Source organism: Nocardioides sp. (assembly GCF_036274455.1).
Lineage (GTDB): Bacteria > Actinomycetota > Actinomycetes > Propionibacteriales > Nocardioidaceae > Nocardioides.
In genome coordinates, this window is sequence record NZ_DASUFR010000096.1 from 18,351 (window position 1) to 33,683 (window position 15,333).

Genomic DNA, 15,333 nt, shown 5'->3' on the forward strand with positions numbered 1-15,333 from the left:
CGGGCCGCCATGTGGGTGCCGGTCCGATCCCGGCGGTTCGACCGGCGCGAGAGCCCTGCCTCCGGGGCCAGCGTGTCCCCGTCCAGCCACACCGACCACCTGAGCAGGCCACCATGACCCTCACCAGCACCGAGACCCGCCCGGCTTACGCCCCCGCGCGTCCGTCCGACGATCCCGACACCGGCCTCGCGGCGCGGCGCCGCGCGGCCGTGGCCCTGGGCCTGCTGGTCTCGGCCCAGTTCCTGGTGATGCTCGACACCTCCATCGTCAACGTCGCTCTGCCCTCGATCCAGGCCGACCTCGGACTCGGCCCTGCCGGGGTCGCGTGGATCATCAACGCCTACGTCCTCGCCTTCGGCGGGCTGCTGGTGCTGGCCGGGCGGGTCGCCGACCTGTTCGGCCGCCGCCGGGTGTTCGTGCTCGGCTCGCTCCTCTTCACCGCCGGGACGCTGCTCGCGGCCGCTGCCTCGAGCCCGTGGCTGCTCGTCGCGGGCCGGATCGTCCAGGGCGCGGGAGCCGCAGCACTCAGCCCGGCGGCCATGTCGCTGCTGCTGCTGACCTTCCCCGGTCCGGGTCGCGCCCGGGCGATGAGCCTGTGGGGTGCCGCGTCCGCGGTCGGCGGGGCCTCCGGTGTGTTCGCGGGTGGGCTGCTGACGGGCGCCGTGGGGTGGCAGGCGGTGTTCCTGGTGACCGTGCCGGTCTCGGCAGCCGCCGCGGTGCTGGCCCCGCGGGTGCTGCAGGAGAGCCCGCGCGGGTCGAGCCACCGGTTCGACACGCTCGGAGCGGTCACGATCACCGGCGCGGTCCTCGCGCTGGTCCACGCGGTCCTCGGCATCGCGGGCGGCGGGTGGACGGCGTCGTCGGTCGCCGGGCTGGCGGTCGCGGCGCTGCTGGCCGGCGCCTTCGTGGTGGTCGAGCGGCGCAGCGCCGAGCCCCTGGTGCCGTTGGCGCTCTTCGGCTCCAGGATCGTGAGCACCGGGGTCGGACTGGCCGTCCTGGGCGGTGCCGCCCGCGCGTCCACGTTCGTCCTCGTCGCGCTCTTCCTCCAGCAGGCCTTGCGGATGGATCCGCAGCACGCGGGCCTGGCGATGGTCCCCACCTCGATGACCGGGTTCGTGGTCTCGCTGGCGCTCCTGCCCCGGGTCCTGCGTCGCCTGGGCCCGCGGCGCACGCTCGTGGCGGGACTCGTCGTGCTGGCCGCCGGGCACCTGTGGCTGGCGCATGCGCCCGCCGGCGCCGGCTACGCGCTCGCGGTGCTTCCGGGGCTGCTGCTGGCCGCGACCGGCGTCGCGCTCAGCTTCACGCCGACCACGATGGTGGTTGCGTCCGCGGTGCCCGAGACGCACGCCGGGCTGGCCTCGGGGTTGGCCGGGTCGGCGACCCAGGTCGGATCGGCGCTCGGCACGTCGGTGTTCACGGCCGTCGGCCTGGCTGTCGGAGGAACGGCGGCCGGCGCCCTCGACGCCTCGGGGTTCACCGCGGCGTTCACCGCAGCCGCGGTGGTCTCACTCGTCACCGCCGCCCTCGGCTGCACCATCGTCCGCGCCGAATGAGCCTCTGTCCGGCTGGCCCCGCCCGACGTCCTCAGCCGGTGATCCCGGTGGTTTCACCGGCGCGACCGGCGCTGCCGGACGGCGACGCTGGTGACCCAACAGCAGTCCCGGCCTCGGCCGCCTCACCTCATGGAGCAGAGATGAACCACACCTTGATGCACGAGATCGTCACCGCCCGGCAGAGCGACCTGCTGCGCGACTCGGCCCGGCGCCGGCTGGCCGGCCAGGCCAAGCGGGCCTCTGGTCGCACGCCCGGCTGGACCCGGACCCGCACCCGGGTCTCGCTCTGGTCCCGGTGACCTCCAGACGACAGCCACGACGTACGGGCATCGCCCGCCGGTGCCGAGGCGCCGGCGGGCGACGTCTGGTCGGACGTCCTCACCGACCGTCCCCTCAAGCGCAGCAGGAGCACTCACGATGATGCGAGCGACGCCACGGATGTTCGTCGGCCCCGTCGCGATCGAGCTGGTCGGCCAGATCTGCACCCACCTGGGTGCGGCGCTCGGCGACGAGCTCCGCGCCATGCCGGGGATCGGTCGGTGCGAGCTGGACCGCGACGCGCGCCTCCTGCTGATCACCGCCCGGCAGCCGGTGGACCGGACGAGCGTCCTCGACGCTCTCGAAGCGCTGGGGATCGCGGTCCGGACCTGAGTCCGGCCCTTCACCTCGAGGGGTGACGGTCGCGTCGGCAGCGGCCACGTTCCGCGGGCCGTGTATATGGTGCCGCCGTGCTGAGGGGCAGGGAGCGGGAGCAGGCAGCACTGCGCGGGGTCGTCGACCGCGCTGCCTCCGGGCAGGGTGCGGCGCTCGTCCTGCGCGGCCAGCCCGGCGCCGGCAAGTCGGCCCTGCTTGAGGACGTCGTCGCCACGGAGACCGGGACGACCGTCCTGCGGACGCGCGGTGTCGAGTCCGAGGCACCGCTGCCGTTCGCTGCGCTGCACCGGCTGCTCCGGCCGGTGCTCGCCCACCTCGACGCGATCCCCTCGCCACAAGCGACCGCTCTGCGCGCCGCGTTCGGCGAGTCGGACGAACCGGCCGGTGACCGCCACCTGGTCTTCCTGGGCACCTTGAACCTGCTCTCGGAGGTGGCGACCGAGCGACCCGTGCTCGCGGTCGTCGACGACGCACACTGGCTGGACGATGCCTCGTCGGCCGCCCTCCTCTTCGCGGCCCGCCGCCTCGACACCGAGGCGGTGGCCCTGCTGTTCGCCGTGCGTGAGGACGAGCGCGGTGCCTTCGACACCCCCGACCTGGCCGAGCTCGCGATCAGCGGCATCGACAGTGACGCCGCCGGGTCCCTCATCGACGACCACGCCGCCGGACCCGTTGCAGCCGAGGTCCGGGCCGAGCTGGTGCGGATCACCGAGGGCAACCCGCTGGGTCTCCTCGAGCTGACCCGCGCGCTCCATGCCGACCAGCTGGCCGGGCGCGTGCGGCTCCCGGCCCGGCTGCCCCTCACCGAGGGCGTGGAGCGGGCGTTCCTGACCCGCTACCGACAGCTGCCTGCGCACGCACAGACCCTCATGCTGGTGGCGGCCACTGACGACTCCGGACGGATCTCCCCGATCACGCGGGCGGCGACGACCCTGGGCGCAGGCCCGGACGCCCTCGACCTCGCCGAGGAGTCCGGCCTGCTGCGGGAGGACGACGGCGTCCTGGTGCTGTGCCACCCGCTGGTCCGCTCCGCCGTCTACGGCGCCGCCACGAGCTCCCGTCGCCGGCAGGCGCACCGGGCGCTGGCCGACGCCCTGGTCGGTACGCCGGAGGAGGACCGCCGGGCATGGCACCTGGCGGCCTCCGTCGACGGTCCGGACGAGGAGGTCGTCGCGGCCCTCGACGAGGCGGCGGCGCGGGCCCGGCGCCGCGGCGGCCACGAGGCGGCAGCAGCGGCATCGACCCGGGCCGCCGAGCTGACCACGGACCCTCACGACCGGGCCACCCGGCTGCTGGCCGCCGCCGCCTCGAGCCTGGCGGCCGGCCGCCCGTCGCAGACGAGCCAGCTCGTCCGGGCAGCGCTGCTCGACGCGACCGACCCGCTGCTCCGCGTCGAGCTCATGCAGCTCCAGGGCCAGGTGGAGTGGAACACCCGCTCTCTCGATGACGGATACCGGATCGTCTGCCGGGCCGCCGAGACCGCAGCGCCCCACGACCCGGCTCGCGCGCGCGTCCTCGCGATGCTCGCCGCGTCGCTGGCGTCGTTCGGGGCCCGCGCCGGCGACGCCCCCGACCCGGCCACCATCGCACCTCCACCGGCCCCCGGGGCGCCGCCGGTCGAGCAGGTCGCGGCCCACCTGCTCGACGGGTTCTCCGCGGTCAGCCGGGGCGACTGGGCGACCGCCTCGGCCCAGCTGCGCCGCGCCTGGGACACCCCGGTGGGCGTCGACGCTCCGCCGCTGCTGCACTCCAACCTGGCCATCGCGACCATGCACCTCGGCGACGACGAACGCGCGATCGGGCTGCACGACCAGCAGCTCCGGCAGGCGCGCGAGGCGGGCGCCGTCAACATGGTTGAGCACGCCCTGACCCGCGGCGCAGTGTTCCGGATCGCCACCGGAGCGTGGGCCGAGGCCGACTCGATGGCCCACGAGGCTCTCCTGCTCGACCGCAACCTCGGGCTCGACGAGCTCGTGGCCCTGCCCCTCGCAGAGATCGCCGTCGTCGCAGCCCTGCGCGGCGCCCCCCACGCTGCGGAGCGACTCCACGAGCTCGAGACCGCGCTGGAGCAGCACCCCCCACGCGGCGTGGTCGCGGGGCTGGTCACCGAGCTCACCCACTGGGCCGCCGCGCGCCAGGCCGACGTGGCGCCGCTGACCGCGCTCCACCACCTCGAGCAGCTCCGGCTACCGGTGGTGCGGTGGCTCACCGCCATCGACCGTGTCGAGACCGCCGTACGAGCCGATCGCAGCGACCTGGCTGCCGCGTGGCTCGAGGAGCTCGGTGACTTCGCCGACGGGGCCGCCATGCCGTGGGCCCGGGCGGCGTTCCACCACTGCCGGGCGGCCCGGGGTGGTCCAGACGTCGAGGGCGAGCTCCGCACCGCCCTGGAGTGGCACGCGTCCTCGCCGCGGGTGCCGGCCCGCGCCCGCACGCAGCTGGCCCTGGGCGAGCACCTGCGACGAAGCCGCCGGCGTACCGATGCGCGGGTCCCGCTCCGCGAGGCGCTGGACACCTTCGAGAGCCTGGGTGCGACGTTCTGGGCCGAACGGGCGCGACAGGAGCTCCGGGCCTCCGGCGAGACGGCACGCCGCGGAGCCGAGGTCGTCGCCAGCGCGCTCACCGCCCAGGAGGTCCAGGTCGCCGCCCTCGTGCGGCAGGGCCTGTCCAACAAGGACGCGGCCGCCCGCCTCTTCATCAGCCCGCGCACGGTCGACTTCCACTTGCGCAACGTCTACACCAAGCTCGGGATCTCCTCTCGCACCGAGCTGGTCGCCCTGGCTGAAGACCCCACCTGACCCGACCCGGACAGCTGCTCGGCGGGCCTCCTGGGAGAGAACCCGGCGATTTCGCCGGCGCGACCCGGTGACCTCCCCACCGAGGCTGAAGCCACCACGACAGCCAACCCGAGGAGGACCCGATGTCCACGTTCCAGCAGACCTTCCAGGTCACCGGCATGACCTGCGCCCACTGCGTGGCCGCCGTCAAGGAGGAGGTCGGCGCCATCGCCGGCGTCACCGACGTCGTCGTCGACCTGGCCAGCGGTCGCGTCACGGTCGGCGGCGGCCGCGAGGTCACCGCCGCCGAGATGGCGGCCGCCGTCGACGAGGCCGGCTACGAGCTGGCCTCCTGACCACCACGACATAGCACTGACGGGTCCGAGGAGCCGAGATGACCGCGACCACCACCCCCGCACCCGGCGCCACGCAGGCGACCGAGTGCGTCGAGACCAGCCTCGACATCGGAGGCATGACCTGTGCGTCCTGCGTGCGGCGGGTCGAGAAGACGCTCACCCGCGTCGAGGGCGTGGTTGCGGCCTCGGTCAACCTCGCCAACGAGGCCGCGACGGTCTCCTACGACCCGACCTTCACCTCCCTGGAGTCACTGACCGCGGCGGTCAACAAGTCTGGTTACACCGCCACCCCGCGCACCCCGACCCCGCAGACGCCCGCCGGACGAGCTGGGCGGCCGGCGGCCGGCCCCACCCCCGAGCCGGCCGTCGGCACGGATCCGGTCGACGAGCTGGACGCGCGCCGCGACCGGGAGATCGCACACCTGAAGCGTCGCTGGCAGGTTGCCCTGACCACCGGCCTGGCGCTGATGGGCGTCATGTACCTGCCGCTCCACATCGACACCATGGACTGGCTGATGCCGCTCATCCTGGTGGTCGCGACCGGGGTCCAGCTCTGGGCCGGGGCCGACATCTACTGGCAGGCCTGGGCGGCGGCCAGGCACCGGGCCACCACCATGGACACCCTGGTCGCGCTGGGCACCGGGGTCGCCTTCGCCTACAGCGCCTTCGTCACCCTGTGGCCCGCCCAGTCGCAGAAATGGGGTCTTCCGCTCCACCTCTACTTCGAGACCGCGCTCATCGTGGTCGCGCTGGTCCTGATGGGCCGCTGGCTCGAGCTCAAGGCCAAGAAGCGGACTGCCGCCTCCATCAAGAGCCTGGTCGGTCTCGCGCCCACCACCGCCCGCGTGCTCCGCGACGGCACCGAGGTCGACGTTCCGGTGGAACAGGTGTCGGTCGGTGACCTGGTCCGCGTCCGGCCCGGCCAGAACGTGCCCGTCGACGGCACCGTCGTGGACGGCTCGTCCGCCGTCGACGAGTCGATGCTCACCGGTGAGTCGGTCCCGGTCGACAAGCGGGCCGGCGACCGGGTCATCGGGGCCACCGCGAACGGCGCCGGCACCCTGGTGGTCCGCGCCGACGCGGTCGGCGCCGACAGCACCCTGGCCCAGATCGTCCGGCTGGTCGAGGAGGCCCAGGGCTCGCAGGCCCCGATGCAGCGGCTGGCCGACCGGGTGTCCGCCTGGTTCGTCCCCGCCGTGCTGCTCGCCGCGCTGGCGACGTTCGTCGGCTGGATGGCCTTCGGCCCCGGCAGCGACCGGCTGGTCCTGGCCATCGGCACCACCGTGGCCGTCCTCATCATCGCCTGCCCGTGCGCCCTGGGGTTGGCCACCCCGACCGCCGTCATGGTGGGCACCGGCAAGGCCGCCGAGCTCGGCATCCTGATCAGCGACGGACAGGCCCTCGAGACCGCGCGTCGGCTCACCGCCGTCGTCCTCGACAAGACCGGCACCATCACCCACGGCCGGCCCACCCTGGAGCACGTCCAGGCGCTGCCGGGTGGTCGCGACGCCGACGAGCTGCTGGCGCTGGTGGCCTCCGTCGAGGTCGGCAGCGAGCACCCGGTCGGCGAGGCCGTCGTGGCCGGCGCACGCGGTCGCGGCCTGGCCCTGCAGCCCGTGACGGACTTCGCCGCCCAACCCGGACGCGGCATCAGCGCCACCGTCGCCTCGACCAGGGTCGCAGTCGGCAACCAGGCGCTGATGACCGGCCTCGACGTCGACACCACCCCGCTCGCGGCCGACGCGGAGCGGGCGGCGGCCGCCGGCGGCACCCCGATGTACATCGCCGTCGACGGCGCCCTGGCCGGGCTGGTCACCGTCGCCGACACCGTCAAGCCGGACGCCGCGGAGGCGGTCGCGCAGCTGAAGGCCCTCGGCCTGGAGGTGTGGATGGTGACCGGGGACAACGCCGCCACCGCGGCCACCGTCGCCCGCCAGGTCGGCATCGAGCACGTCATCGCCGAGGTCCTGCCCTCCGACAAGGCCGCCCGGGTCGCCGGCCTCCAGGCCGACGGCCACGTGGTCGCCATGGTCGGCGACGGCATCAACGACGCCCCCGCCCTGGCCACCGCCGACCTCGGCATCGCCATCGGCTCCGGGACCGACGTCGCCATCGCCGCCTCCGACATCACCCTGGTCGGCGGCAGCCTGCGCGGCATCGTCTCCGCCGTCGCCCTGTCTCGGCGTACCGTCACGACGATCAAGCAGGGCCTGGCCTGGGCGTTCGCCTACAACGTCCTGCTCATCCCGGTCGCCGCCGGCGCGCTCTACTCGTGGCACCACCTGCTGCTCGACCCCGTGCTCGCCTCCGCGGCGATGGCCATGAGCTCGGTCAGCGTGGTCACCAACGCCCTGCGGCTGCGCCGGTTCGCCGCACCGACGACCGCCCGTGACATCACCCACCGCCCGGTGCGGGCCCGGGTCGCGGACTCCGCCTACCTGGTGGCCGTCGCCCTCGTCGCGCTGGCGCTGGGGTCGGTGTTCACCTGGGCGAGCCGCACCGACCAGGCCGAGCGCGGCATGAACGGCGTGCTGTCGTGGTCCGAGGGCATGGGCATGCCGATGCGGCCCGCGATGAGCGTGATGGAGGAGGCCGACATCGCGCCGGTCACCCCCGCCGAGGCCGGGCTGAGCGTGCGGCTCGTCGCACCGGACGCCATCGAGCCCGGCCGGCCCACCCGGCTGACCGTCGAGGTCCGCGACGCCGACTCCGGCGAGCTCGTCGGCGACCTGGTCCGCACCCACCAGGTGTGGATGCACATGATCGTGACCCGCACCGACCTGGGCACCTTCGCCCACCTCCACCCCGAGCCGACCGGAACGCCGGGCGTCTACACGGTCCGGGCGAGCCTCCCGACCTCCGGCGACTACCTGGTGCACACCGAGTTCCGACGCAACGGCGACATGGGCGACGTCCTCGACGCGCACACCGTCACCGTCGCCGGCCGTCAGCCGGCCCCGGTTGCCGTGCCCGCCACGGAGGTCCGCTCGTGGACCGGCGACGGGGTACGCATCCGCCTCGAGGGCGACGCCACGGTGGGTGCCACCAGCGACCTCACGCTGACCTTCGCGAAGGTCGACACCGCCGGGCGGGTGACCGGTCCAGTCACCGACCTGCAGCCCTACCTTGGCGCGGCGGGCCATGTGGTCGTGATGCGCGCCGACGACTCGACGTTCGCGCATCGGCACGCGGAGACGTTCGACAGCCGGGGCCGGCCGGTCCTGGCCCTCCCGGGCACGCGGTTCGGCCCCGACCTGGAGCTGCACCTGCGGCTCGACCGGCCCGGCACCTACCGGCTGTGGGCACAGTTCGAGCTCAGCGACGGCACCGTCGTCACCGCGCCGTTCGTCCTCCACACCCGGACCCCCGCCGGCCCCCCGCCGGCAGACACCAGCAGTTGACCGGCGGGGGGCCGCGCCCGTGGTGCCCGGGCTCACGAGACGGGCGCGACCGCCGGCACGATCGCCATGCGGACCAGGAAGGCGTCGGCCAGGACTCCGATCATGATGACCGCGGCGGCGACCACGACCCGGCCGCTGTGGGCGAACCCCTCCACGATCGCCCGACGCGCCCGGGGAGCCGTGCACGTGCGCCTCACGCATCCGGCTGACGAGGAAGACCTCGTAGTCCATGGCCAGGCCGCGCAGGTACGCCGCGCTCGTCGCCCACGCGCTCCGTGCCTCGTGAGGGCTCTCGAGGTCGCCGGCGCCCGTGGGCGCCTACTGCGGCTCCACGGGCAGCCAGAGCTCGCAGGTGGCGGTGCCGGCTTCCGCGTCGTAGGCCTGCACCGCCACGATCTCGGGTCCCGGGCGCAGCCGCCACGGCTGGGACGGGAACCACGACGTGGCCGTGGCCGCCCAGGCCGTCTGGAGCGCCTCGGGGTGCGGGCCCACGGTGCGGAACACCGCCCAGGTGCCGGCCTGCACCTCGATGACGTCCATCCCATCGGGTGCGGCCGACGTGGTGGCCACGCCGTGCAGGTAGGTGAGCTCGCTGCCCTCGGCCCGGTCCGGGTCGAGGTCGTCACTGACGGCCAGCACGCCCAGCGGCTCGACGTCGTTGAGCTCCTTGAGCCGGGCCGTGTCCGCGGCCGGGATCGCGGCGACGTGCTCGGCGATGTGGGGGTTCACCCCTTCGTGGACCAGCGGCACGCGGGCGGCGTTGCCGACCAGGCGGAGTGCGGGCAGATCGGTGATGCGGGTGTCCATGGGGACGCTCCCTTCGACGGTCAGGTGGAACCTGATCCGCGGTTGTGTGCGTAGCGGACCCCCGCTGCGGCGTACGTCACCCGGGCCGACACCGTGCACGGCGCGGAACGCCCGGCCGAACGCCTCGGTCGAGCCGTAGCCGTAGCGCACGGCGACGCTCAGCAGGTCGGCACCGTCGGTGAGCAGGTCGGCCGCGGCCAGCGACATCCGGCGCCGGCGCACGTAGTCCGAGAGCGGCATCCCCGCCAACGACGAGAACATCCGGCGCAGGTGGTAGTCGGTGGTGCCCAGCCCGACGGCCACGGCCGTCGTGTCCACGGGCGCCGACGGGTCGCGCTCGAGCTGCGCCTCGACGGCGTCGACAGCGAGATTGAGTGCGGCAACCACGGCAGGGTCCTCCCTTTCGGCTTCCAGCCTGCGGGGCCGCGACCGCCCCGCACCCGATGATCGCGGTCGGATCCGATCAGCCGGCCGAGGCCGGCCCCCGAGGTCACCCCGGCTGGGCCGTCGTCACGACGTAGCCAGTCTCACGTTGCCAGTCTCGTGGCGCGATGCTCGGTGACGATCGCGGCAAGCTGCGCGCGGGAGGCGATGTCGAGCTTGGTGAAGATGTGCGCCACGTGCGTCTGCACGGTGCGCCGAGAGACGAACAGCCGCTCCGCGATCTGGGGGTTGGACAGGCCTTCGGCGACCAGGTGGGCGACCGTGCCCTCGGTGGGCGTCAGGCTGTCCCATCCCTGCTGAGGTCGCTGGCGAACGCCGTGCCGGCCGCGACGTACGCCGAGGGCGCGGAGGGCCGAGTCGACCCGCATGACACCTCGGCTCGCGTCGAGCCGGTTGAAGATGCCGCCCGCCTTCTCCATCAGCGTGCGAGCCAGGTCCTTGTCCTGCCGGCGGGCCGCGAGGCCGGCTGCTTCCTCGCAGGTCTGTGCCTCCTCCAGCAGCCGATGCCCCTGGGCGTAGGCGTCGACTGCCCGGACCGCGGCATCGAGGTCGTCGGCCAACAGCCCGCGGCAGCGCAGCGCAGCGCCGGTGATGGAGGGCACCTGGTTGCGCGCGGCGACCTCGTCGACCGCAGCAGCGACCTCCACGGCAAGGTCCATGTCGCCGGCTGCCCGCGCCAGGCGCACCAGATCGGGCCCGACGGCCGGGTAGTCGATGGCCATGCCGACCGAGCGGCACAGCCGCCACCGGTCGGCCAGCGCCGTGTAGGCCTGCGAGGTCCCGCCGTCGGCTTCGAGCAGGAGGGCCTGGGCCAGCAGCACCCGGTAGTCGAACAGTCGAGATCCCCGGTCGGCAACCGCCTCGGCGGCCTCGACCGCACGGCGGGCGCCGGGCAGGTCGTTTCGGTACAGCCGGATCATCGCCTGAGCGCTGAGGCTGGGCTTCACCGCGTAGGTGACCCCGGTCTCCTCCGCGAGCGCGATCCCCGCCTCCAGCTCGGCGACCGCGTCGTCCCACTGCCCGACGACGAAGCGTTCGACGGCCAGGTAGGCCTGGTACGTCGCCAGCGGCCAGCGCACGCCGAGCTCCTCGCAGATCTGTCGGCCGGTGCTGAGCGCCCGACGGGCTGCTTCGTGCTCGTCCCGTTCCATCTGGATCCACCCCCGGGTGGCGTACACCGGGAAGGCGTGGCCCACGCGAGCGGGGCTGTCATCGGCCAGTGCGACTGCCTCGTCGCTGAGCTTGATCGCCTCGGAGAGATGCCCACGCATGCAGGCAACGACCGACCGAGTGGCCATCGCCCCCGTTGAGGCGCGATGGTTGCCGCACCGACCGGCCACCGACAGGGCTAGCTCGGCCGCTCGCTCCGCCTCGTCGAAGTCCCCCAGCCAGAGGCTGGCGAAGCTGGCCTCCGAGAGGCCCAGGGCCTGGATCTCCTCGGTGCCGATCTCCGAGCGCGTGACCGGGTCCAACGCGCGCAGCGCCTCTGCCGGCCTGCCATTGACCATGAGTGCGGCGCCGAGCCGGAGGCGAGCCGGTGCATCGGCCTCGCGCCGATGACCCCGTGCGAGGAGCGACTCGCAGGAGGCGACGGCCTCGGTCACCCGACCGGCCAGCATGAGGGTGTCTGCTCGCTCGACCACCAACACGTCCCGGCGGGGGTCGCTCGGCTCCATCAGCCGGACAGCACGCTGCAGCAGCTCCGCGGTGGTCTCCGGGGACGTCGACTCCGCCTCCCTCGCCGCTCGGGTCAGCCAGTCGATCGCCTCGGGGTCGCCGCGTGTCGCACCGCGGGCGAACTGGTCAGCCACTCGCGTGGTCGGCGAGCCCACGCCGGCCAGGCGGGTGGCCGCCTCACGGTGCAGCGCGAGCCGCAGGCTCGACGGCATGTCCGCATAGACCGCCTCACGGATCAGGTCGTGGCGGAACTGCAGCAGCACGCCCTGCTCGTCGAGTACGCCGGAGGCGATGACCGCCTCGACAGCCGGCATGAGCTCGGAGACCGACCGATCCAGGATCGTCGCCAGCTCGGTGATCGAGAACATCGATCCCAGCAGCGACCCGGCTCGGAGCACCTGGATCGCCTCCTCCGGAAGCGACCGGAGCCGACCCAGGATGGTCAGGTGCAAGGACGGGGGCAGGTCCGACCCGTTCACCTCGGCGTGCCCGTCCGTCGTCCGGAGGCTGCCGTCCTGCCTGATCGCGTTCAGCAGCTCGGTGACGAACAGCGGGTTGCCGGCGGCGCCGGCGACGACCGCGAGGAGGCCTGGACCGGGCGTGGCGCCGACGAGCTCGGTGACCACGTCCCGCACGTCGCGGTCAGCGAGCTGTCCCACCTCGATCCGCTGCAGCTCCGCATGCTGCAGCGACTCCATCAGCCGAAGCATCGCGGGCGACCGTGGGAAGGGTCGACAGCACCCGATCAGGGCGACCGGCAGGCCCAGCCCGGTCCGGGCCAGCGCGCTCAGGGTCACCAGACTGGACGGGTCGGCCCACTGCAGGTCGTCGAGCCCGAGGACCAGGGGCCGGTCGATCGCCAGCGACTCGACCAGGTCACAGAGCGCATCCACCACCCGGAACTGCAGCCCGGGGTCACTGCTCACCGTCGGTCCTGCTAGATCAGGGCCGTCGTGGGCAGAGATGAGGCCCCCGATCCGGGCGCGGCGCCCATCCTCGGCACCCGGCACGCAACCCAAGGCGGCCGCGATGACGCCGAACGGCCGACTCTGCTCCATCTCCTCGGCCTTGGCCGAGCCCACCTGGCAGTCGCGGTCGCGCGCAGCCCCCAGCGCGTGCGCCAACAGGCGTGTCTTGCCGATCCCGGCCTCTCCCTCGATCATGACCACGGACAGACGACCGGCCACGGCGCGGTCGAGGGCCGCCCCGAGCCGGTCGACCTCGTCGTCGCGACCCCGGAGGGTGGCCGCCGGCGAGGTCCCGGACACGCCGGACATGCCGGCCATGCTACGTCGGTCAAGGGGGCCGCCCGTCGCGGCCCTACGACCCGGACCCGCCATCGTTCGGGGAGCCGATGGCATCGGAGAGCGCGCGCAGCAGACCGAGCCATCCCGTGAACGGGACCGAGGACTCCGTCCGTCCCGGCTCCTGCGGCCCACTGGTCACCGTGAGTCTGCCGATGGGCGGTTCTGACTGGTCGAGTGAGATGCGCACCTCCATGTCTGCACTCAACCCGGCCGATCCGACCACGACATCGGCCAACTGGCGGATGCCCCGTTGCTTCCCGTAGGCCCATGCTCGGTGCTGCAGGGCGCACTCGTGGTCGGCCAGACCTGGAAGACACCACTCCACAGCCGTGATACCCGCCAGCGTGCCGATGTTCTCGGCCCCGGATCGGCGAAGGCTTGGAGGCGATCTGACAGGAGGACATCCCCATGCATCCCGACCTCTTCACGATGGCGGCACTCGCCCGCATCGATCAGCGTCTGCGCGAAGCCGCGCAGGCACGTCTGGCCGCCCAGGTCCCGACCGGACGCCGCCACCGTCGACCCCATCACAGACTGGTGGCGGACACATGACGCCGCCGAACGACCTGGACGCCCGCCTGATCGGGGTCGGCCCCGGCCTGGGTCCTTACCCGTGGCCCTGTCGCGAGGACCCCGACCTGTGGTTCTCGATCCGCCCGGAGGAGGTCGAACGCGCAAAGCGCATCTGCCTCAGCTGCCCGGCGATCGACCAGTGCCTGGCGGCCGCGGTCGCCCGGGGCGAGAGCTGGGGCGTGTGGGGCGGACAGCTGCTCGAGAACGGAGTGGTCATCCCACGCAAGCGCGGGCCGGGCCGACCCCGCAAGGAGGAGAAGGCTGCATGAAAGCCCCGGTCTTGAACCTGGTGGCAGGTGCAGGATTCGAACCTGCGTAGGTGTACACCGACGGATTTACAGTCCGCTCCCATTGGCCGCTCGGGCAACCTGCCGCGGTGTCATCGGACCCGGTTTGGCCGGTCGACAACGGAGCGAAACAATAGCGCAGCGCGGAGCGCACGCCCGAATCGCAGGCAGGATCGCAGGCAGCATCGTTGGGAGAGCTGAGAGCATGGCTGACTCGTCGTTCGACATCGTGAGCAAGATCGACCGGCAGGAGGTCGACAACGCCTTGGGACAGGCGGCGCGCGAGATCGCCACCCGGTTCGACTTCAAGGGCACGGGGGCCACCATCGCGTGGCAGGGCGAGCACGCTATCGAGATCAGCGCCTCGGCAGACGACCGCGCCAACGCCGTGCTCGACGTGTTCAAGCAGAAGCTGGTCAAGCGCAACGTCAGCCTGAAGGTGCTCGACGCCTCCGAGCCCCGCCAGTCCGGGCAGGTCAGCAAGATCGCGATCACCCTCAAGGAGGGGATCACGTCCGAGGACGCCAAGAAGATCTCCAAGCTGATCCGCGACGAGGGCCCCAAGGGCGTCAAGGCACAGATCCAGGGCGACGAGCTCCGGGTCTCGTCCAAGAAGCGCGACGACCTGCAGGCCGTCCAGCAGCTGGTGCGGGCGCAGGACTACGACTTCGCGGTGCAGTTCACCAACTACCGGTGAATGGGCGCGCGTTTTCGCAGGTCAGCCGCTCACCGGTCACCACAAGTCCGCACTGAGTCCGCGACCGGCTCAGCCGGTGGCGATGGGCGCGCTCGCATAGGAGTGGCGTGGGTCGCGGAGGCTGAACTCCTCCATACCGATCCCCTCGCGGATCTGGCGCCACTGGTGTCCGGCGCCGTTGCGGGTGAGCAGATGACTGCCTGACTTGAACAGCCACCGCTCGTCGTCGAAGGTGCCGACCTCGTTGATGTGTCGCGTCACGAGGTCGGCCAGCATCTCGGGAATGGCGATGTCCCTCTCCGAGCCGACTTTCGGCAATCCGACCTCGAGGTGGGCGCGCGTCTGTCCCTGGACCTGACGGCGGATACAGAGGCGCTGCTTCGCGAAGTCGACGTCGCCGACCTGGGCGGCAGCCTCACCGAGCCGCAGCCCAGCGAAGGCGCAGAGCGCGACGAACAACCTGAAGTGCTCCGGCGCCGAGTCCATGGCCAGCCGGACCTGAGATGTGGTGGGGATGTTCATGGTGACGTCGCGCCGTCGTGACCGCGGCAGCGAGACGCCGGTCGCCGGGTTCGCCGCGATCAGTCGATCCCGGACGGCGGCCGCCAACCCCATGTGCACGTAGTTGAAGCGGGTCCTGATGGCCGACGATGCCAATCCCTGATCTCGTGAGACGGCCGGCGGCGTCATCGCCTTGACCCACTCCTCCACGTGGGCCCGCTTCAGGCGACCCAGCTGCAGGTTCCAGAACGTCGTGGACCGTGCGGACAGCTCCGCCGTGACCATCGTCGAGTTCGTCC

The 15,333-nt window shown here is 73.0% G+C and carries 12 protein-coding genes, 1 tRNA gene and 1 pseudogene; 9 read left to right on the top strand and 5 right to left on the bottom strand.

Annotation, left to right across the window (positions count from 1 at the left end; all coding sequences use genetic code 11):
* Positions 1 to 113 precede the first annotated feature (113 nt).
* From VFV89_RS09430 to VFV89_RS09455, 6 genes are all read left to right on the top strand, one after another.
* The gene (locus VFV89_RS09430; RefSeq protein WP_329705675.1) at positions 114 to 1,553 is read left to right on the top strand and encodes an MFS transporter; all 1,440 of its coding nucleotides are present in this window, start codon (positions 114 to 116) and stop codon (positions 1,551 to 1,553) included.
* 140 nt (positions 1,554 to 1,693) lie between these two features.
* Positions 1,694 to 1,852, top strand: a complete 159-nt coding sequence (locus VFV89_RS09435; protein WP_329705676.1) for a hypothetical protein — start codon at positions 1,694 to 1,696, stop codon at positions 1,850 to 1,852.
* Between the two features lie 118 nt (positions 1,853 to 1,970).
* Positions 1,971 to 2,204, top strand: a complete 234-nt coding sequence (locus VFV89_RS09440) for a hypothetical protein (protein WP_329705677.1) — start codon at positions 1,971 to 1,973, stop codon at positions 2,202 to 2,204.
* A gap of 77 nt (positions 2,205 to 2,281) precedes the next feature.
* Positions 2,282 to 5,005 (top strand): ATP-binding protein, encoded by a 2,724-nt coding sequence (locus VFV89_RS09445; RefSeq protein ID WP_329705678.1) that lies wholly within the window; start codon positions 2,282 to 2,284, stop codon positions 5,003 to 5,005.
* A gap of 122 nt (positions 5,006 to 5,127) precedes the next feature.
* On the top strand, positions 5,128 to 5,340 hold the full coding sequence (locus VFV89_RS09450) for a heavy metal-associated domain-containing protein (protein ID WP_329705679.1): 213 nt from the start codon (positions 5,128 to 5,130) through the stop codon (positions 5,338 to 5,340).
* A gap of 38 nt (positions 5,341 to 5,378) precedes the next feature.
* Positions 5,379 to 8,741 (top strand): heavy metal translocating P-type ATPase, encoded by a 3,363-nt coding sequence (locus tag VFV89_RS09455; RefSeq protein ID WP_329705680.1) that lies wholly within the window; start codon positions 5,379 to 5,381, stop codon positions 8,739 to 8,741.
* Between the two features lie 47 nt (positions 8,742 to 8,788).
* On the opposite strand, the pseudogene VFV89_RS09460 reads toward VFV89_RS09455, so the two are convergent.
* From VFV89_RS09460 to VFV89_RS09470, 3 genes and pseudogenes are all read right to left on the bottom strand, one after another.
* Positions 8,789 to 8,987 (bottom strand): annotated as a pseudogene (locus tag VFV89_RS09460) (MMPL family transporter); the annotation flags it as partial.
* A 72-nt stretch (positions 8,988 to 9,059) separates the two neighbouring features.
* On the bottom strand, positions 9,060 to 9,935 hold the full coding sequence (locus tag VFV89_RS09465; protein WP_329705681.1) for an AraC family transcriptional regulator: 876 nt from the start codon (positions 9,933 to 9,935) through the stop codon (positions 9,060 to 9,062).
* A 140-nt stretch (positions 9,936 to 10,075) separates the two neighbouring features.
* Positions 10,076 to 12,946 carry an ATP-binding protein gene (locus tag VFV89_RS09470; protein WP_329705682.1) on the bottom strand — a complete coding sequence of 957 codons (2,871 nt, stop codon included), beginning with the start codon at positions 12,944 to 12,946 and terminating at the stop codon, positions 10,076 to 10,078.
* Between the two features lie 438 nt (positions 12,947 to 13,384).
* Between VFV89_RS09470 and VFV89_RS09475 the strand changes: the two genes are divergently transcribed.
* Together VFV89_RS09475 and VFV89_RS09480 are read left to right on the top strand one after the other, a co-directional pair.
* Entirely contained in the window at positions 13,385 to 13,528 is a 144-nt protein-coding gene (locus VFV89_RS09475; RefSeq protein WP_329705683.1) for a hypothetical protein, read from the top strand.
* Complete coding sequence (locus VFV89_RS09480; RefSeq protein ID WP_329705684.1) at positions 13,525 to 13,818, top strand: WhiB family transcriptional regulator; 294 nt, start codon at positions 13,525 to 13,527, stop codon at positions 13,816 to 13,818. The genes VFV89_RS09475 and VFV89_RS09480 overlap by 4 nt, the downstream gene beginning before the upstream one ends.
* 18 nt (positions 13,819 to 13,836) lie before the next feature.
* Here VFV89_RS09480 and VFV89_RS09485 read toward each other — a convergent pair.
* Positions 13,837 to 13,922: transfer RNA gene (locus tag VFV89_RS09485), tRNA-Tyr, on the bottom strand.
* Between the two features lie 119 nt (positions 13,923 to 14,041).
* On the opposite strand from VFV89_RS09485, the gene VFV89_RS09490 reads away from it, so the two are divergent.
* Entirely contained in the window at positions 14,042 to 14,533 is a 492-nt protein-coding gene (locus VFV89_RS09490; RefSeq protein ID WP_329705685.1) for a YajQ family cyclic di-GMP-binding protein, read from the top strand.
* A gap of 69 nt (positions 14,534 to 14,602) precedes the next feature.
* On the opposite strand, the gene VFV89_RS09495 is transcribed toward VFV89_RS09490, so the two are convergent.
* Complete coding sequence (locus VFV89_RS09495) at positions 14,603 to 15,244, bottom strand: tyrosine-type recombinase/integrase (protein WP_329705686.1); 642 nt, start codon at positions 15,242 to 15,244, stop codon at positions 14,603 to 14,605.
* Between the last annotated feature and the right edge of the window lie 89 nt (positions 15,245 to 15,333).